Annotated in this window: 12 protein-coding genes; 9 read left to right on the forward strand and 3 right to left on the reverse strand. The window is 30.8% G+C overall.

All coding sequences use genetic code 11. From position 1 onward, the window contains the following. The first annotated feature begins 42 nt into the window (after positions 1-42). The 6 genes from ACFWUA_RS08410 (at position 43) to ACFWUA_RS08435 (ending at position 15,624) form a co-directional block, all read left to right on the forward strand. Positions 43-2,478 carry a sugar phosphate nucleotidyltransferase gene (locus tag ACFWUA_RS08410; RefSeq protein ID WP_416197598.1) on the forward strand — a complete coding sequence of 812 codons (2,436 nt, stop codon included), beginning with the start codon at positions 43-45 and terminating at the stop codon, positions 2,476-2,478. 25 nt (positions 2,479-2,503) lie between these two features. Continuing rightward, complete coding sequence (locus ACFWUA_RS08415) at positions 2,504-11,005, forward strand: GH36-type glycosyl hydrolase domain-containing protein (RefSeq protein WP_416197599.1); 8,502 nt, start codon at positions 2,504-2,506, stop codon at positions 11,003-11,005. Between the two features lie 104 nt (positions 11,006-11,109). Continuing rightward, positions 11,110-11,682, forward strand: a complete 573-nt coding sequence (locus ACFWUA_RS08420; protein ID WP_416197600.1) for a xanthine phosphoribosyltransferase — start codon at positions 11,110-11,112, stop codon at positions 11,680-11,682. A 189-nt stretch (positions 11,683-11,871) separates the two neighbouring features. Beyond that, a complete protein-coding gene (locus tag ACFWUA_RS08425; protein ID WP_416197601.1) occupies positions 11,872-12,741 on the forward strand; it encodes a sulfide/dihydroorotate dehydrogenase-like FAD/NAD-binding protein in 870 nt (289 codons plus the stop codon). Next, on the forward strand, positions 12,741-14,132 hold the full coding sequence (gene gltA / locus ACFWUA_RS08430) for an NADPH-dependent glutamate synthase (protein WP_416197602.1): 1,392 nt from the start codon (positions 12,741-12,743) through the stop codon (positions 14,130-14,132). Before ACFWUA_RS08425 ends, gltA begins: the two co-directional genes overlap by 1 nt. 115 nt (positions 14,133-14,247) lie before the next feature. Continuing rightward, entirely contained in the window at positions 14,248-15,624 is a 1,377-nt protein-coding gene (locus tag ACFWUA_RS08435) for an MATE family efflux transporter (protein WP_416197603.1), read from the forward strand. A 222-nt stretch (positions 15,625-15,846) separates the two neighbouring features. Here ACFWUA_RS08435 and sdaAA read toward each other — a convergent pair whose 3' ends face one another. From sdaAA to ACFWUA_RS08450, 3 genes are all read right to left on the reverse strand, one after another. Then, positions 15,847-16,713 carry an L-serine ammonia-lyase, iron-sulfur-dependent, subunit alpha gene (sdaAA, locus tag ACFWUA_RS08440; protein ID WP_416197604.1) on the reverse strand — a complete coding sequence of 289 codons (867 nt, stop codon included), beginning with the start codon at positions 16,711-16,713 and terminating at the stop codon, positions 15,847-15,849. A 5-nt stretch (positions 16,714-16,718) separates the two neighbouring features. After that, positions 16,719-17,390: an L-serine ammonia-lyase, iron-sulfur-dependent subunit beta gene (sdaAB, locus tag ACFWUA_RS08445; protein WP_416197605.1), complete on the reverse strand. Its 672-nt coding sequence runs from the start codon at positions 17,388-17,390 to the stop codon at positions 16,719-16,721. 189 nt (positions 17,391-17,579) lie between these two features. Then, a complete protein-coding gene (locus ACFWUA_RS08450; protein ID WP_416197606.1) occupies positions 17,580-17,975 on the reverse strand; it encodes a PspC domain-containing protein in 396 nt (131 codons plus the stop codon). Between the two features lie 133 nt (positions 17,976-18,108). Here ACFWUA_RS08450 and ACFWUA_RS08455 point away from each other — a divergent pair, with 133 nt between their 5' ends. Genes ACFWUA_RS08455 through ACFWUA_RS08465 form a run of 3 tightly spaced genes read left to right on the forward strand, consistent with a single transcriptional unit; the run spans position 18,109 to position 21,193 of the window. Beyond that, positions 18,109-18,540 carry an FHA domain-containing protein gene (locus tag ACFWUA_RS08455; RefSeq protein ID WP_416197607.1) on the forward strand — a complete coding sequence of 144 codons (432 nt, stop codon included), beginning with the start codon at positions 18,109-18,111 and terminating at the stop codon, positions 18,538-18,540. Between the two features lie 12 nt (positions 18,541-18,552). Then, entirely contained in the window at positions 18,553-19,803 is a 1,251-nt protein-coding gene (locus tag ACFWUA_RS08460; RefSeq protein WP_416197608.1) for an FtsW/RodA/SpoVE family cell cycle protein, read from the forward strand. Beyond that, positions 19,787-21,193 (forward strand): peptidoglycan D,D-transpeptidase FtsI family protein, encoded by a 1,407-nt coding sequence (locus ACFWUA_RS08465; protein ID WP_416197609.1) that lies wholly within the window; start codon positions 19,787-19,789, stop codon positions 21,191-21,193. The genes ACFWUA_RS08460 and ACFWUA_RS08465 overlap by 17 nt, the downstream gene beginning before the upstream one ends. Positions 21,194-21,238 lie beyond the last annotated feature (45 nt).

Below are 21,238 nucleotides of genomic sequence, written 5' to 3' on the forward strand. Positions count from 1 at the left end.
CAAGTATATCAAACAATAAAGTATGCAACAAAAATAAAAGGAGTGATTAAAATAAAAGCCGTAATCATGTCAGGAGGTAAAGGCACAAGACTTAGACCTCTTACTTGTCATATACCTAAGCCTATGGTTCCTATATTAAATAAGCCAGTCATGAAATATATATTAGAACTTTTGAAATTTCACAATATAGAGGATATAGCTGTAACACTACATTATTTGCCATCGTCAATTATAGATTATTTTCACAATGGCAAAGATTTTGGTGTCAATGTGAATTATTACATAGAAAAAACACCTTTGGGAACGGGAGGAAGTGTAAAGAATGCACAGGATTTTTTAAATGATACTTTTGTAGTCATAAGTGGGGATGCTTTTACAAATATAGATTTACACAAGGCTATAGATTTTCATAAAAATAAAAAATCAAAGGCAACTTTAGTATTAAAAAAAGAACCTGTGCCATTGGAATATGGAGTTATAATCACAGATGAAAATGGAAAGATAAGCAAGTTTTTGGAAAAGCCTAGCTGGGGGGAAGTTTTTAGCGATACTATAAATACTGGTATATATATATTGGAACCAGAGGTTCTTGATTATTATAAAAAAGGAGAAAACTTTGACTTTAGCAAAGATTTATTTCCAAGACTTTTGAAAGATAATATACCTATGTATGGATATATAACTGAAGATTATTGGTGTGATATAGGTGACATAAATTCCTATATGAGAACGCATAGGGATTTATTAGATAAAAAATTGCATATGAAATTTGAATCTAAAGAAATAGAAGAAGGTATATGGATAGGGGATGGAACTTTTATAGGTAGAGAAGTAGAAATGATTCCCCCTGTTTATATTGGTAAAAATTCTACAATAAGAGGGAAAACAAAAATAGAGCCATATACAGTTATTGGTGACAATTGTTATATAGATTCGGGATGTTCTCTTAAAAAAACTATATTATGGAAAAATGTATTTTTTTCTCAAAATATAGAAGCTAGAAAATCTATTATATGCAATGATGTAAATATAAAGGAACAAGTAAAATTGTTTGAAGGTTCAGTAGTAGGCTCATCTTCAACTATATCTAAAAGAGCTATTGTTTCACCAAATGTTAAAATATGGCCCCATAAATTGATAGAAGAAAATACAAAAGTAAATGAAAATTTGATTTGGGGTTCAAAGGTTTCAAAGAACATATTTGGAAATAGAGATATTCAAGGACATATAAATATTGATATAACTCCTGAATTTGCTTCAAGACTTGGTTCAGCGTTTGCTTCCCAGACAATTGAAAAAGGAGTTTTTGTTGTAAGTAGTGATGAACACAATTCATCAGAGCTCATTAAAAGTTCATTGATATCTGGGATTTTGTCTACAGGTTCAAAGGTCATAGATATAAAAGATGCTTCTATGCCTATGTGTAGATTTGCAGTTCGACATTTTAGGACCAATGGGGGATTGCAAGTTAGATCGGATTCTCATGACAAGAACAAAATACATATAGAACTCATTGATGAAAGAGGTGCAAATATCAGTAGAAATTTAGAGAGAAAAATTGAAAATGCTTTTGGTATTGAAGATTTTAAGAGATGCAATGGAGAAAGTGTAGAGGATATAGCTAGAATGTATAATTTTTCATCTATTTATATAAATGAAGGAGAAAAGATTCTTAAAAATCTTTCTGAAATCAAAAGACGAAACTTAAAAGTACTGGTATATTCTGCATCTGCAAATGTTTCAAATTTAGCAAAGAAGTATTTAGAAAATATTGGTTGTGATGGAGTTGTAATTAGTGACAAACATCATTATGAAAAAATATCTAAAAGAGTACGGGAAGAAAATTTTGATTTAGGAGTTATATACAGTGAAAATGGCGAGAACATGATACTTATAGATGACAAAGGAAGAATATTGGATGGGGAAAAGTTTTCACTTTTTTCTTTCTTTATGGGATTTAAAAGTGGAGAAATGAAAGAAGTAGTCATTCCATACAATTTTCCTAGAATTGTGGAAAATATGGCGACTAAATACAATGGGAAAGTGCATATAACTAAGACCAATTTAGCTGATACATTGGGAGAAATAATAGATAGAAACTGTATATATCAGTACATTTTGAATTTTGATGCTATTTGGGGTACTGGGAAAATAATAGATTTTATAGTATCAGAAAAAACAGCTTTGAGTAAAATAGTAGACGAATTGCCTAAATATTATTATGTAAAAAACAAGGTTTTTTGTCCTTGGGAAGAAAAAGGGAGAATACTTAGAAAAATTATAGAAGATAATCAAACTGGTATAGAAACTATTGAAGGGGCAAGAATAGTTGATGACAAAGGATGGGCATTGATACTTCCAGATGAAGAAAAACCATTGTTTAATATTTACGTAGAAGGTTTTAATGAAGAATATGCTCAAGAATTGTCGAGCTTTTATCATGACAAGATTGAAAAAATGCTAGAAAATTCCAGATAGATAGTGGCTGAAAGGAATGAATAGTATGTGGCTAATGTATATTTCGATTTTTTCAATACTATTGCTGTTGTTAGTGTATATAGTAGCTTATCTAAAAAATGAAAAGCATATTTTTATTGAAGAGGTAAAAGATGTATTGTTGACAAAAGAAGAGCTTATAAATCATGGAAAAGAATTGGGCAGAAGTCATACTTCTTTTAAGAAAGTAGATGTAAAAGATTTTTTACTATATAATTTGGATAAAAATTTTGAAGAAATTGAAAAGATATATTTAAAATTAAATGGAGAAGTAAATGCGAATTTTGAATTGCCCAAGGCTTCTGAATGGCTGCTAGACAATTTTTATATTATAGAACTTCAGTACAAGAGAATAAGGCAGAGTTTAGAAGGAGAAAAAGAGATTAAATTAAATACTTTAGAGAGTGGCACATTGAAAGGCTATCCAAGAACTTATGTACTTGCATTGGAGCTTGTATCACACACAGAAGGAGTAGTCCTTGAAGATTTTCTTGTTGATTTTGTAAATGCTTATCAAGAAGAAAATATTCTTACTATAAAAGAAGTATCATACTTGTCTCTTATGCTTACTTTGTCATTGATGGAATATATAAAAAATGTTTGTATAAAAATTCACAATATAAATGAACAATGGAGAAAAGCAGATGAAATAGATTTTAAAACAGTGTTTAAATCAGAAAATAAGTTTGGCAGCAATTTTAATTTAAATTCTTCATTTTTACAGAGATTATTTTTTAGGATGAGGAAAAATGAAGAAACAGAAAGTATTGCTATTCTTGAAAAAAAGCTAAATTATCTTGGCACTAGCATTAAAAATATAATCGAAAAAGAATACAACAAACAAGCTACTTTAAGAATGACTATTGGAAATTGTATTATTAGCTTGAAAGATATATCTAATTTAGACTGGACAGATATTTTTGACTCTGTATGTATAGTGGAAGAAATATTGAAAGAAGATCCACTAGATGTTTATACGAATATGGATGAAAATTCCAAAAACTACTACAAATTCCACGTAGAAAAATTAGCCTATAAATTAAATGTTCAAGAAACTTTTGTTGCGAAAAAGGCATTAGAATTAGCTAAAGAGAAATATGATGAAGGCAGGAGAGATAAAAAAGCTCATGTAGGATTTTATATTGTAGATAGAGGTAGAAGTGAAATATTTGAAAGTCTTGGGAAAAAAGATTGGGAAAATGGAATTTATCTAAAAAGTGAAAAATATTACATTCTACCTATAATTTTTTCTACATTGATAATTGAAATATTTATCTGTAGATATGCCTATTTAAATAGCAATTTAGGAATGACTATTTTAGTTGGATTAGCGACTTGGGTACCGCTTGTATCTATTTTTATTTCTATATTTAATAGAATATTCTCAAGAATTTTTTTACCTGTACTATTGCCAAAACTTGAATTAAAATCTGGCATATCTGATGATATGAAAACTTTTATAGTTATTCCTACACTTTTAACGGATTTAAAAAGAGTAGAAGAATTGGCAGAACAATTAGAAATGCATTATTTGGCAAATAGAGAGGAAAATTTATATTTTGCTTTGGTTGGGGATTTCAAGGATTCAGAATCAGAAACAATTAATGAAGATGCTTTAATAATTAGAGCTGGACTAGAGGCTATTGAAAAATTAAACAATAAGTATTCAAAGAATGAAAAAATTTTTTATTATTTCCATAGAGATAGGGTTTATTCAAATACCCAAAATAGATGGATGGGATGGGAGAGAAAAAGAGGAGCATTAGTTGAGTTAAATGATTTATTGTTAGGAGAGAAAGATACAACATATTCAGTCATCTCTAGTGATATCTCTCATCTTCAAGGCAATATAAAGTATATAATCACATTAGATGCTGATACAAAATTGCCACTAGAAACTGCAAAAAAACTCATAGGTACTATTTCGCATCCTTTAAATGTAGCAGTTGTAGATGAAAAAAAGAATATTGTAAAAGAAGGTTACGGTTTAATTCAACCTAGAATACTAGTGGATATTGAGAGTTCAAATAAATCTATATTTACAAGAATATATTCAGGTCAAGGAGGAATAGATCCTTATACTACAGCAGTTTCAGATATATATCAAGATTTATTTGGAGAAGGAATTTTCACTGGAAAAGGAATATACAATTTAGAAGTTTTCCAAAAATGTTTAAAAAATTCAATACCAGAAAATTCAATACTTAGTCATGATTTACTTGAAGGTAGTTATATTCGTGTAGGATTAGCAACAGATATTGAATTGATAGATGGATATCCACAAAAATATATTTCATTCATAATGAGACTTCATAGATGGGTAAGAGGAGATTGGCAGCTAATAAGATGGCTAAAAAATAGTTCAGAAAATGTTATATCGAAACTATCTAGATGGAAAATAATGGACAATCTAAGGAGAAGTATTTTAGCACCTAGTCTTTTATTGCTGACAATATTGGGATTTTCAATTTTCCCGGGAAATACTTTTGTTTATTTAGGGATAGTATTATTGGCAATATTTTTGCCTTTTTTATTATCTTTGGCATCCAAAATTTTACATGGCAAAGCTCCAAAAAGAATATTGCTACATGGAGATAAAATGTCAGTTTTGAAAGGGGGCTTTTACCAAGGGATACTTTCTATTGTATTTTTGCCTTATGAAGCTTTTATTATGATGGATGCCATTTGCAGAACTCTATATAGAGTATTTATATCTAAAAAGAATTTACTTGAGTGGACAACAGCTTTTGATATGGAAAAGAAACTTAAAAATGATTTTAAAAGCCATTTTATTCGAATGAAAAGCAGTATTGTTTTGAGTATAGTCAATATTTTCATGGTATATGTTTTTAAAATTGAAAACATATACTTGGCATCAATTGTATCTGGATTGTGGTTTATATCACCAATGATTGCTTATTTCATAAGTATTCCAGATGGGGAAAACAAAGAATATATACATATTCCACAAATCGTAGAAATCGCAAGAAAAACTTGGGATTATTATGAAACTTTCGCCAATGAAGAAAATAATTTTTTACCACCTGATAATTTTCAGGAATTTCCATATAATGGGGTAGCATATAGGACTTCTCCTACAAATATAGGATTTTTGCTTTTAGCTATTTTGTCTGCAAGAGATTTTGGATATATAACTACTTCTGAAATGATTAGATATATAAGTCGAGTTGTAGATTCTATAGAAAAGATGGATAAATGGGAAGGTCATCTATTTAATTGGTACAATACAAAAACTTTGAAGCCTTTGAGACCTTATTTTGTATCAACGGTAGATAGTGGAAACTTTGTTTCTTATCTTTATGTACTGAATTCAGGACTTAAAGAATATCTAGAAAAGCCTTTAATGGATAAAAAACTATTTTGTGGTCTTTTAGATACTATCAATCTTATTGAAAATGAGAATGATAGAGTAGAAATACTTGAACAGTTAAAAAAACTTGAAGATGATGATATAAATGGGTTGAAAGCTATATATAATGATGTTTTAAAAAGAAAAGAAATTTTAAAAGATAAGTGGATAGAGAATAGCTTAAATAGAATTGAAGCATTGTTGCATGAATATAGTACTTTTATGCCCAATGAGTTATTGTCGAAAACTATAGAATATGGTTATGAAAAAATTGATAGGGAAATTTCTTTGATTGGATTGAAAGGATACTATGAAGAAAATTTAAGACTTGTAAAAGATGAAAGTACAAAAGAAGAAATAATGGTATTGTACCAAAATGTAAGTGATTTAATTTCAAAAACAGAAAATTTAATTGATAAAGTTGATAAATTTATTGAAGAAACTGAATTTGCTCCTCTTTATGATGAAAAGAAAAATTTATTTTCAATAGGATACAATGTTGAAGATAAAAAAATGTTAGATTCATATTATGATCTTTTAGCTTCAGAAGCTAGGATTACGAGCTATATTGCTATTTGTAGAGGAGAAGTACCTAAAAAACATTGGTTTAAATTGGGAAGATCTTTGATAGTCAAAAATGGCTATATAAGTCTTGCTTCGTGGACAGGAACAATGTTTGAATATCTTATGCCATCTTTGATCATGAAAGACTATAAAAATACTTTATTGAATGAAACATACAATACAGCTATAAAAATTCAAAGAGAGTACTGCAAGAAAAAGAAAATACCTTGGGGAATATCTGAATCAGGTTTTTTTGCTTTTGATGTGAACTTAAATTATCAGTATAAAGCTTTTGGTGTTCCTCAATTAGGTTTTAAAAGGGGCTTAAGAGAAGATTTAGTTATATCTCCTTATTCATCTATGCTTGCATTAAACTTTGCTCCTCAATATGTATCACTAAATATAAATAATCTCTTAAGGGAAAATATGAATGGTGAATATGGTCTATATGAAGCTATAGATTATACAAGTAAAAGATTACCTCAAAATATGAATAAAGCTATTGTCAAAAGTTATATGACTCATCATCAAGGGATGATATTTTTAGCCATAAATAATTTTTTAAACAACAATATTTTGATTGATAGATTTCATAGAAATCCTCAAATTAAAATTGGGGAGATATTGCTACAAGAAAAGATTCCAACGAATATAATAGTTGCTAAAGAAAAAGAGAATACAATGGATATGGAATATAGAATGACAAAGAAGGAAATGCAAGTAGTAAGATCTTATGGCAAAAAGCATTTAGGCGAATTGGAATGTCATATTCTTTCATCAGGGAATTATTCTCTTTTGATTACCAATAGAGGTTCAGGTTATTCTAAAAAAGACAATATATTTTTAAACAGATGGAGAAGAGATTTATATACAAGGCAGTATGGAACTTTTATATATATAAAAGATTTGACCCATGATAAATATTGGTCTGCTGCTTATGAACCTACGAGAATTGAACCTGATGAGTACAATGTAAAGTTTTCTAATGACAAGGTTACTTTTTATAGAAGAGATGGATTTATTGAAACTAAAATGGATACTGTACTATTTTCAGAAGATGATGGAGAGATAAGAAAGATAAAGTTAACTAACAATAGTGATGAAGATGTGCTAATAGAAGTTATGAGTTATTTTGAATTGGTTGGAGATAGATTAGAATCCGATATGGCACATCCGGTTTTTAGCAATCTATTCGTTAAAACAGAAGTTGTACCAGAGTATGAAGCACTTATTGGATATAGGAGAAAAAGAAGTGAAGATATAAATGCAGTATGGATAGTCCATAGCGTAAAAGCGGAGGGGAGTAGTCAAGATAGTTTTCAATATGAAACAAATAGAGGAAATTTTATAGGTAGAGGAAATGATATCAAAAATCCAAATTGTCTATATAGAGATTTGACGAATACTGTAGGTTCAGTACTTGATCCTATTATGAGTATTAAAAAAAGGGTTAAGATCAAAAGTGGCGATAGTATAGATATTTGTTTTATAACTGGAATTTCTGATAGCAAGGAGAAAGCTATTGATATAGCAAAGAAATATAGAGATGAGATAAGCTTATCTCTTGCTTTTGAACTGGCCTATACTAGAAGTCAGACAGAAATAGGATATTTGAATTATAAAAAAGAAGAAGTACAATTTTATGATAGGCTGTTATCTAAATTGATTTTTCCAAGTAATGGAGATAAAAGAGAATATGAAGATATCATAAAGAAAAATACTAAGGGACAAGAAGGCCTTTGGGCCTATGGAATATCTGGAGACAATCCTATAATACTTGTAAGAATAAAAACATTGGAAGGATTAGATACGCTAAAAGAAATATTGAAAGCTCATGGGTATTGGACTTTCAAGGGAATATCTTTAGACTTAGTCATACTAAATGAAGATGAAAGTATATATTATCAACCACTATTTGAAAGTATACAAGAGGTAGTATATGAATATAGGGGAAATATGCTGAATATAAGTGGTGGTATATTTATAAGAAATGAAATAAATATGTCCTTTGAGGATAAGGCATTGCTATTTAAATGGGCTACAATGATTGTAAATTGTGAAGAAGGTTTTTCTAAAGAAAAAAAGCTGACATATCATATTCAATATAGAAATTTTGAAGAACAAAACTTAGAATATCCCATGATAGAAGTACCATTAAGTTTAGATTTTTTTAATGGATATGGAGGATTTTCAAAAGATGGTGAGTATATAATTAGACTTGCAGAAAGTGTAAATACTCCACTTCCATGGGTAAATGTTATAGCGAACAGGAACTTTGGTTTTATAGTTTCTGAAACAGGGATTGGATTTACTTGGGCTCATAATAGTAGAGAAAACAAACTTACACCTTGGTACAATGACACTTTATTAGATGTGCCTGGAGAAATAATATATTTACGTGACGATAAGGATGGTCATATATGGACTATGACTCCCTCACCCATAAGAGAAAAAGAAGAGTATATTATAACTCATGGGCAAGGCTATTCAAGATTTTATCATTATAGTCATGGAATTGAACAAATACTTGATGTATATGTACCTTTAGAAGAAAATATTAAAATAAATCTAATTAAATTGAAAAACAATTCCAATATTGAAAGAAAATTAACAATTGTATATTATATAAGGCCAGTATTAGGGGTGAGTGATGAGATAACGGCTAGAAATATTGAAACTTATATGGATAAAACTACAGATATATTTGTAATTAAGAATTCAACAAATACTGAGTTTAAAGGTAGTACTATATTTTTAGCTTCTTCTATAGATATAAAGAGTTTTACTGGAGATAGAATTGAGTTTTTGGGAAATTTTGGCTCGTTAGAAAAACCAGAAGGATTAAAAAAAGATATTCTTTCCAATAGAGCTGGAATAGGATACGATCCTTGTGGGGCTATAGAAATGGAATTAAGTATACCAGGTGGAAGTCAGTGTGAAATAACATTGTTGATGGCAGAAAGCCAAAATATAGAATCAGGATATGATTTAGTGAAAAAATATAAAGATGTAGAAAAATCTAAAGAAGCACTAAATATGGCCCAAAATTATTGGAAGGAAAAGTTGGATATAATAAAGGTATCAACCCCAGATCCTTCTATGAATTTGTTGATGAACAATTGGCTCATATATCAGACGGTGGTTTCAAGAATGTGGGCAAGGGCAGGATTTTATCAGGTCGGGGGAGCCTATGGAGCTAGAGATCAAATGCAAGATGCTATGAATGCTATATATGTTTTTCCTGGTGAGTGTAGAAGACAAATTTTAAATGTATGCAGACATCAGTTTAAAGAAGGGGATGTACAGCATTGGTGGCATCCATCACCTATGACAGATATCCACAAGGGTATCAGGACTAAATATACGGATGATTTACTATGGCTGCCATATGCTACTGAAGAATATGTGAGTATTACAGGAGATTATTCAATTTTAGATGAAAAAGTTCCTTTTATAGAAAGTGAAGTACTTAATGAGGAAGAACAAGAAAGATATGAAGTGCCAAGCCTTTCTAATGAGATTGGTACAGTTTATGAACATTGTATCAGAGCTATTGAAAAATCTCTTAAATTTGGAGAAAGAGGATTGCCTCTTATGGGTTCTGGAGACTGGAACGATGGCATGAACAAAGTTGGATATAAGGGAAAGGGTGAAAGCATTTGGCTTGGATGGTTTTTGGGAAGTGTATTAAAAGATTTTATACCTATATGTAAATATAAAAAAGATGAAGAAAGGGCAAAAAAATATGAAAAAGTATTGTATGATTTAAAGGTTGCTATGGGGAAAAATGCTTGGGATGGAGATTGGTATTTGAGAGCATATTTTGATGATGGAACTCCTCTTGGTTCTAAAGAAAATGATGAGTGTAGAATAGATTCTATTTCTCAATCTTGGGCAGTCATATCATCTTTGGGAGAAAAGGAAAAAAACAAAAAGGCTTTGGAATCAGTTCAAAAATATCTTATAAGAGAAGAAGATGGAATGATTCTTCTTTTGACTCCACCTTTTTCTGATGGAGTTTTAGATCCAGGATATATTAAAAGCTATGTACCTGGGGTAAGAGAAAATGGAGCTCAATATACCCATGCAGCAGCTTGGGTGATAGGTGCTTTTGCTATGATGGGAGAGGGAGATAAAGCACTTAAACTTTTCAATATGATAAACCCTATAAATCATGCACGTACGCAGTTAGAATGCTCTAAATATAAAGTAGAGCCCTATGTAATAGCTGCAGATATCTATGGAATAGAGCCTCATGTAGGTAGAGGTGGATGGAGTTGGTATACAGGTTCTTCAGGTTGGATGTATAAAATAGGTCTTGAGGATATTTTAGGTTTTAGAGTAGAGAAAGATAGATTATATATTAAACCTTGTATTCCACGAGATTGGAGTTTATACAATATTGAATATAAATATTTTGATACAATTTATACCATTGAAGTTAAAAATCCACATAAAGTAAATAGTGGAGAAAGGCATATACAAATAGATGGTCGAGATATAAAGGAAGAATATATAAATTTGGTCAATGACAAAATATCTCATTTTGTTCAAGTGGAAATAAAAGAAAAATAAGCTAAAGATATTTTTGACTTTAGCTTATTTTAATTATCAATTGATTTTTTATATAAACTATTATAAAATCTCATTGGATAATGATGAGGGGAAGGAGTGAAAAAATGGAGCTACTAAAACAAAAGATACTTAGGGAAGGTAGAGTTGAGAATGGAGATATTTTAAAAGTAGATAGTTTTTTAAATCACCAAATAGATGTAGAACTACTTAATGAAATAGGAAAAGAATTTAAAAAGAGATTTGCAAAAGACAATATAAATAAAATATTAACAATAGAAGCTTCTGGAATTGCTATTGCATGTATTGCTGCCCAATATTTTAATGTTCCTGTGGTTTTTGCTAAAAAAACAGAGTCAAGAAATTTAGATAAAGAAACTTATGAGAGCAATGTCTATTCTTATACAAAGGATAAAAAGTATAAAATACGAGTTTCTAAAAGATATATAGATAAAAGTGACAATATACTTATAATAGATGATTTTTTGGCAAATGGAAAGGCATTGTTGGGATTGAAAGATATTATAGAACAAGCAAATGCTAATTTAATAGGAGCAGGTATTGTAATAGAGAAGGGTTTTCAAAAGGGTGGAGATTTACTTAGAAATGATGGAGTTAGAGTTGATTCTCTAGTTATCATTGATAGTTTAGAAAATGGATGCATAGTATTCAGAAAATAAATAAAATAAATTCAAAAAAATGAAATTAGAAAGTTATTGAACAAGCAAATAAATTGTGATAGAATTAGCTTTGTGTGGATATGTCACGTGCTATAGAAAATAGTCATGTTTTGACTTATGAACAATTATTAATTCAATTTATAAAATATTATAATAATATTTGTGTTAATAAATAAGGGAGGGTGACAATTGTACAAAATTGTAGATAAGAAAAATCTAGCTCCAAATATTTTTTCAATGGATATTTTGGCTCCTAGGGTAGCACAATCAGCACAGCCAGGTCAGTTTGTAATAGTAATAGCTGACGAAAAAGGGGAAAGGGTTCCTTTGACTATATGTGATTATGATACGGAAAAAGGGACTGTAACTATTGTTGTTCAATCTACAGGTTGTTCTACAAAGAAAATGGCACAATACAATGTAGGAGATTATTTTGAAGATTTTGTAGGACCATTGGGACAACCTTCTGAATATGTAAATGAGGATATAAATGAATTAAAAAAGAAAAAAGTTTTATTTGTAGCAGGAGGAGTTGGTACTGCTCCAGTATATCCTCAAGCTAGATGGTTCCATGAAAGAGGAATTGATGTAGATGTAATCATAGGTGCTAAAACTAAAGAATTAGTCATTCTTGAAGAAAAAATGAGAGAAGTAGCAGGAAATCTATATGTTGCAACAGATGATGGAAGTTATGGCTTTAAAGGTATGGTGACTAATTTAATTGAAGATCTTGTGAAAAATCAAGGTAAAAAATACGATTTTATTGTTTGTATAGGACCTATGATAATGATGAAATTTGTATGTAAGTTGACTAAAGAACTTGGAATTAAGACTATTGTAAGTCTTAACCCAATCATGGTAGATGGCACTGGAATGTGCGGAGCATGTAGAGTAACTGTAGGAAATGAAACAAAATTTGCTTGTGTAGATGGACCTGAATTTGACGGTCATCTTGTTGATTTTGATGAAGCACTTAGAAGACAAACTCAATATAAAACTGAGGAAGCAGAAAAAGATGGACAGCATGTTTGTAAGTGTCAACAAGGAGGTGCTAAATAATGGATAGATTTAAGAGAGTACCTATTGCAGAACAGCCTCCTAAAGTTAGAAGTCACAATTTTAAAGAAGTTTGTCTTGGATATACAGAAGAAGAAGCTGTAGCAGAGGCAAAGAGATGTTTAAATTGTAAAAATCCTCAATGCATGACAAAATGTCCTGTGTCAGTAAATATTCCAGAATTTATTCATGAAATTGCTGAAGGAAATTTTGCTGAAGCTGCTAAAGTACTTGCAAAATATACCGCACTTCCTGCAGTTTGTGGAAGGGTATGTCCACAGGAATCACAATGTGAGTCTAAATGCGTACTTGGAAATAAAGGTGATGCTGTAGCTATAGGAAAGCTTGAAAGATTTGCTGCAGACTGGGCAAGAGAACACAATATTGAAGTAGCAACAGCTAAAGAAAAAAATGGACACAAAGTAGCAGTTATAGGTTCAGGCCCTGCGGGAATTACCTGTGCTGGGGATTTAGCAAAAGAAGGCTATGATGTAACCATTTATGAAGCACTTCACAAACCAGGTGGAGTATTAGTTTATGGGATTCCTGAATTCAGACTTCCTAAAGATACCGTTGTCAAACATGAAATAGAAAATCTAAAGAAACTAGGAGTTAAAATAGAAACAAATGTAATAGTAGGAAGAACTATTACAATAGATGATTTATTTGAAAAAGGCAATTATGATGCAGTGTTTATAGGTTCTGGAGCTGGGCTTCCTAAATTCATGGGAATACCTGGGGAAAACTACAATGGGGTATTTTCTGCAAATGAATTCCTTACTAGAAACAATCTCATGAAGGCCTTTAAAGATGAATATGATACACCAATAAAAGTTGGCAAAAAAGTTGCAGTTATAGGCGGAGGAAATGTTGCAATGGATGCTGCAAGGACAGCTAAAAGACTTGGAGCAGAAGTATGGATAGTATATAGAAGATCAGAAGAAGAACTTCCAGCAAGGGTAGAAGAAGTACATCATGCAAAAGAAGAAGGAATAAATTTTGAACTTCTTACTAATCCTATAGAAATAGTTGGAGATGAAAAAGGATGGGTAAAAGGAATTAAATGTGTAAGAATGAAACTTGGTGAGCCTGATAAATCTGGCAGAAGAAGACCAGAACCTATTGAAGGATCTGAATTTGAATTTGAAGTAGATACTGTCATAATGGCTCTTGGAACATCACCTAATCCACTTATTCCTTCAACTACTAAAGGTCTTGAAGTAGATAAGAGAAAATGTATAGTAGCAGATGAATCTGGAAAAACATCAAGAGAAGGTGTTTTCGCTGGAGGAGATGCAGTTACTGGTGCAGCTACAGTTATTTTAGCTATGGGTGCAGGAAAAGAAGCTGCAGCTGCTATAGATAAATATATAAAAAGTAAATATACAAACTAATATCAAATCATAAATTTAAAACACAAAAAGAAGACTAATAAACTTTCAGTCTTCTTTTTGTGTTTTAAATATGATATAATGTTTAGGGTATCGAAATTTTAAAGAGGTGGTATTTATGGAAGAATGTGATGAGAAAAAGCAAGTTAAAAAAATTAAAGATGATGTATTGAAAATAGCTTTGCCTGTATTGGTTGAGCTTTTTTTGGGGACACTTTTTGGCATGATTGATATGATGATGTTAGGTAGGATAAAAAATCCTCAAATAGCAGCTGCATCTATTGCGGCAGTTGGAATTACTAATCAACCACTGTTTATAGGATTGTCCCTTGTACAAGCTCTAAATGTAGGTGGTACTGCCATGGTAGCTAGATATGTTGGTTCTAAAAAATATGATAGAATTGAAACTGTAATTAAGCATGTAGTACTATTAAATTTAGTTTTATTGGTTATACCACTATTTATATTTGGCATGGTATTTACAGAAAAGATAATGGCTTTTTTAGGTGCTGAGCAAGATGCAATACAAGTTGGTCACAATTATTTTAAAGTAGTAATGATTGGTTTTATATTTCAAGCCTTTAATCTTTCAATATCTGCAGTACTAAGGGGGATTGGAGACACTAAAACTCCTATGAAAATAAATTTAAAGGCAAATATGGTAAATGTCATAGGAAATGCACTTCTTATATATGGGCTTTTAGGTTTTCCTAAATTAGGAGTTACTGGTGCTGGAATTTCCACTTGTTTATCTCAAATTATAGCTAGTATTTTTCTTGGTAGGTATATATTGAAAACAGATAGTGTAGTAAAAGTCAATCTAAAAAATCCTTTTAAATACGATAAAAATATAATCTATAATCTTATAAAAATAGGTGTTCCAGCTTCATTAGAACAAATAGCATTTAGGGTAGGAGTACTTTTATTTGTAAAGATGGTTGCTTCACTAGGTACTGTAGCTTTTGCTACTCACCAAATATGTTTAAATATACTAGGTTTATCTTTTACTCCTGGGCAGGCTTTTGGTATAGCAGCTTCTTCATTAGTGGGAAAAAGTCTTGGAGCTAATGAACTTTACGAAGCTGAAAATTATATCAAGCAATCTAGAAAAATAGGCTCTATCATCTCAACAACGATGGCAGTATTATTTTTCTTTTTTGGTGCTCAAATTGTAAGTTTATATACCCAAGATCCTGAAATAATAAAAAGTGCTTCAACTATATTAAAAGTCATCGCTTTTGTTCAACCTTTCCAGTCTTCACAATTGATCATAGCAGGTGGACTTAGAGGTGCTGGAGATACGGTTTGGACTCTTGTTGCTACTTTTGTTGGAGTTCTAATTTTAAGGGTATTATTTGCTTATTTATTTGTAAATGTCTTGGGAATGGGTCTAATAGGGGCTTGGATTGCTATGTTTGTTGACCAGTTTGCAAGATGGATAGTTATTTATATTAGATTTGGAACAGGGAAATGGAAGTATATAAGCATACGATAATATTACTTTTTAATTTCGTCTATTATATTTTGGGCAAAATTTTTTGCCCTTTCTTTAATATGTGGTACATTTTTTATAGTTCTTCTATCATTGGCCGTAGGCATAAGGGAGAAATATGGTGGCAGTCTAAATGTTTTATTTATATTTAGACTGCTTATAAGTTGTTTGGCAAGTATATCGCTACCTGAATATCCAGAAACAATTATAGAAAATAATGTCTTGTCATAAAATCCTCTCCTTGAATTTTTCTCCAGTTGGAGTAGCGGCTAATCCTCCCAATGCTGTTTCTTTTAATGTATCAGGTAGAGATTTTCCTACTCTATACATGGCTTCTACTACTTCATCAAAGGGTACCAAGCTTTTAATTCCTGCTAGTGCTAAGTCTGCAGAAATAAGAGCATTGACAACACCAGAAGCATTTCTGAAGGCACAAGGAAATTCTACCAATCCAGCTATAGGGTCACATACAAGGCCCATTATATTTATAATAGCAATGCTAGAAGCATGTAGACAGGTTTCAGGACTTCCACCAAGCATTTCAACTATTCCTGCAGCAGCCATAGCAGCAGCTACTCCACATTCTGCTTGACATCCTCCATAGGCCCCTGAAACAGTGGCATTTTTTGCGACTATTTCACCTATTCCTGCAGCAGTAAATAGTCCGTTTATAATGTCATCATCATTTAGATTAAACTTTTCTTTAGCAGTAATAAGAGCACTTGGAAGAATTCCAGATGCACCTGCTGTAGGTGCTGCAACTATTTTTCCCATAGAAGCATTTACTTCAGATGTTGAAAGAGCCATTGCCATAGCTTTATTTATAGTGTTTCCACAGATTGTTTCATGGCTATTTTTATATTCCATGACTTTTTTTGATTCTCCACCTATTAGTCCACTTACAGAGACTACTTCATTGTTTATCGCATGGCTAGAGGATTCTATCATTACTTTTAAATTTTCATTCATTTCTTTTCTGATTTCATCAATAGATTTTCCTGTGATATCACTTTCTTTTTCTAAAACTATTTCATATATTTTCTTATTTTTTTCATTACAAATTTGAATTAAATCTTCACCATGATTGTACAAAAATATCACCTCTTATCTATAGGATTTATTGTCTTTATATAAAAAACATCTTCATTTTTAGATATTTCTTCAATTGCATTTTTATTAGCTAAAGTATCAGTTTCTACAACCATAGTAGCAATATTTCTTTCTCTAGTAACTTTCATAGTAGCAATATTTATATCATTTGAAGATAATATAGTACTTATTTTGCTAATAGTTCCTTTTCTGTCCTTGTATTTCAAAAGCAAAGTGGGCAAATCTCCAGTAAATTCTACCTTGTTTCCATCAATATCAGTTATTAAGATACTTCCTCCACCGATGGAAGAACCTGTTACATAGAAAGTATCTCCATATTTGTTTTGAAATACAATCTTTACAGTATTTGGATGGGCATATCCTAAATCTGTTTCAATAAACTTTATTTTTATACCTTTTTCTTCTGCTATTTGAAAAGAATATTTAATTCTCTCATCAGAGGGATCCATTCCTAGCACACCTGCTACCAGTGCTCTATCAGTTCCATGGCCCTTGTAAGTTTTTGCAAAAGAACCATGGAGATAAAAACACACATTGTCAAAATTGTCTCCTGCAATTTCTCTTGCAACTTTTCCCAATCTAGCTGCACCAGCAGTATGAGAGCTAGAAGGACCTATCATCACAGGGCCTAGAATATCAAATACACTATAGTCTTTCATTTTCATCCTCCTCATCTATAGTAGTGCTTTAATTTTAGCATTTTCTCAAACAATAGGCAATAAAAAAGAGGGATATTACCCTCCCAAAGTTACATCTTGTGTATCATACCACTCTAGTGCATTATAAAAATGTTCTAGTTTAAAGTTTGACCAGTAGTTATTAATTACATAAAAATCAAGATTTCAATATTATTTCTTTTTTTGATTATATATAACGTAGATTCCGGCAATTATTAATAATACAGGCCAATATTTAGTGAAGTTAAACCATTTTACACTGAACCAAGGCCATATCTTTTTGATTAAAAGAGCTACACCTATTATTATTAAAACTATACCAACAAATACTGCACTGTTTTTATAATTGTTGTCATTTTCATCATAATAAATGGTAGTGTTGCTACCTTCAGGGATTACCAATGCACATATGATATATGCTAGAACACCAGTTCCGCTCGTTGCTATGGATAGCATTAACCAAAAAATTCTTATGATGGAGGGATCTACATTGAAATATTCACCTAATCCACCACATACACCGGATATTACTTTGTTAGTAGAAGAACGATATATTTTTCTTGTCATCTGAAAACCTCCTTAGTATCATGTACATATTCATTTTATCAGATTTTTATAGAATTTAAAATACTTTATTCACTTTGTAAAAATAATATGATAACATTGATTAAAAGAGAAATTTTTTGGAGGTAAATATTCTATGTACAATATAGTATCATTAGCATTTAAATATTTGTTTATATTTATTATCTATTTTTTTATGTTCAGTATCATAAGACTAATATATTTAGATATAAAGGGAATGGGATTAAATACATACAACAAGAGTACTTATTTAAAACTTATAAACCAAAAAGATACTCTTCCATTTAAGATAAAAGAGGTCTATCCCATTGACAAAGATGTGACTATAGGTAGAAGCAATCAAAACAATATATGTATAAAAGATCCATATATATCAAAGCAACATATGCGAATAGTTGAAGATGAAGGAGATTTTTATCTTGAAGATTTAAATAGCGCCAATGGTACATTCGTAAATGGGGACAGAGTTATGGATGTTGTGAAACTTAAAAATGGAGACAGTATTAGATTGGGACAAATAGAATTTTTGTTTGTCAATAGGAAGTAAGGAGTTGAAAAAATGAATAAAAAATTGATTAGTTATAGAGTTCCAAGAAATCTTCTTGTTTTGGTAGATTTAATGGCTATATTTCTTTTATTTATCCATAACGCTGAAAATCCAGATAAATTTACTCTCATCACAGGGGTTAGTCTTGTATTCATTATATATATATCTAATTTTATTTTGTTAAAAATATCTTCTGGAGATCACTATATTTTTTTGATTGTCACTATGCTTATTACCCTTGGAATAATCATGATTTATAGAATAGATCCTAATTTAGGAGCTAAACAAGTAGTTTGGGTAAGTGCGGGAATTGTGGCTTTTTTTATAACTTATGTTATTGTAAAAAAAATAAAAGATTGGGATAAATGGCTTAAGTTTTATGTTATAGCTTCTATGATATTGTTTATTTTTACATTAATTTTTGGTCAAAGAATTGGTGGTGCTAAGAACTGGATTAAAATAGGAAGGTTTAGTTTTCAACCTTCGGAGATCATAAAATTATTATTTATCTTTTTTGTTGCTTCTTATTACACAAATCAAAAAAAGTACAATTTAGATAAAAAGGGAGGATACAAATTATTCCTTGTAGTATATGGATTTATTGGATTTTTGTTTTTACAAAAAGATTTAGGAGCAGCTGCAGTATTTTATCTGATATTTTTGAGTATACAGTATGTGTATGAAGAAGATAGAAAGCTTATATTATATAATGTGTTTTTGGCTTTTGTAGGAGCTTTGGCAAGCTATTTTATATTTGATCATGTAAAGATAAGAATTGAAACTTGGATAGATCCCTGGAAATATATAGACAATAAAGGATATCAGATAACTCAATCCTTATTTGCTATAGCTAGTGGAGGATTTTTTGGAACTGGAGTTGGACTTGGGCATCCTGATTTTATACCTGCAGTTCATACAGATTTTATTTTTTCAGCTATTTGTGAGGAAATGGGAATATTTGCAGGTATTGCTGTCATGATGTTGTTTTTGATTCTTGTATATAGAGGATTTAAAATTGCTTTTAGTCAAGAAAATTTGTTTTTTAGGATTGTTGCCTTTGGAATAAGTGCAATGTTTGGTTTTCAAGCTTTTATCATATTTGGTGGTGTCATTAAAATGATACCACTAACGGGTATTACACTTCCATTTATAAGTTATGGAGGTAGTTCTATGATTGCTAGCTTTATCGCACTTGGAATTTTACAGGTAGCTTCTGAAGAGTTGGATACAGAAGGAGAGGAAGAAAATGAACAAAGAGCTTAAGAGAATGATAAGAGTTTTTACAGTTGTATGTATTCTCTTTGTAGGCCTAATAGTTTATTTGAGTTGTTTTCAAGTTTTTACAGCTCCAGCTATAAAAAGTAACAGCTATAACAAGAGATTGTGGATAGATGAGGAAAATATTTTACGAGGCATGATAATTGACAGAAATGGTAAGATATTGGTATATAGTGAAAAAACTGAAGAATCATCTACTAGACATTACAATTATGGAAGTCTTTATGGACATATAATTGGATATAGCTATAGGGAATATGGAAAAGCTGGATTGGAAGCAAGCTATAACAATGAACTTTTAAATTTAAAGGAGAATACAACTTTAAACGAGTTAAAGAAGATTATAGAACCTAATAGTGAAGGAAATACATTGAAGTTGACAATAGATCATGGAATACAGGAAAAGGCCAACAGTCTTTTAAAGGGGAAAAAAGGTTCAATAGTTGTCATGAATCCTAAAACAGGAGATATATATGCTATGGTCAGTCAGCCAAACTTCAATCCTAGTACTTTGAGAGAAGATTGGAAGACTATAGTAGAAGATCCTGATAGCCCTTTTTTAAACAGGGCTACCAATGGATTATATGCTCCAGGTTCTACTTTCAAGGTCATAACTGCTGTGGCTAGTTTGGAAAGTTCAAATATAGATAGAAACTATAAATGTACTGGCTCAACCAAAATTGATGGATATATTTTAAAAGATTATGGTGGAAAGGCTCATGGAAATTTAAATTTAGAAGAAGCCTTAGTTAAATCTTGCAATTCATACTTTGCCAATATGGGTCTTCAAGTGGGAAAAGAAAAAATGGGAGAAGTGTCAGAAAAGTTTATGTTAAATAAGAGTGTGCCTTTTGATTTACCTGTGAGCAAATCTATATCTCCCTATAGGGAAAATATAGGGAAAACAGATATTGCAGCTGCAAGTATTGGCCAAGGAAAAGTCCTTGTTACACCACTAAATATGGCTATGGTAGCTTCTGCTATTGCAAATGGGGGAGATATGGTGAAGCCTATTTTAGTGAAAGAGATTATATCTCCTGATGGTCATGTGATAAAAACTAATTATACAGAGAATATTTCTCATGTTACAGACAGTTTTACAGCCAATGAAGTGAAAAATATGATGGTAGAGGTTGTAAAAAGAGGTACTGGAAAAGGTGCTAGAATAAAAAATGTGAAGGTAGCAGGGAAAACAGGTACTGCTGAGAATGCTTCAGGTAAGGCTCATGCTTGGTTTATAGGTTTTGCACCAGCAGATAATCCTAAAGTAGCTATAAGCGTAGTATTAGAAAATGAAGGTTCAACTGGTGGGAAAAGTGCAGCTCCTATAGCCAGAGATTTGATGCTAGAGGTTTTAAATAAAATTTTAGAATAGATTATTTATATTAAATGATGTAAACTATACTAGTAGACTAAAATA

Origin of the sequence: Sporanaerobacter sp., from assembly GCF_047830725.1 — a bacterium.
Lineage (GTDB): Bacteria > Bacillota > Clostridia > Tissierellales > Sporanaerobacteraceae > Sporanaerobacter.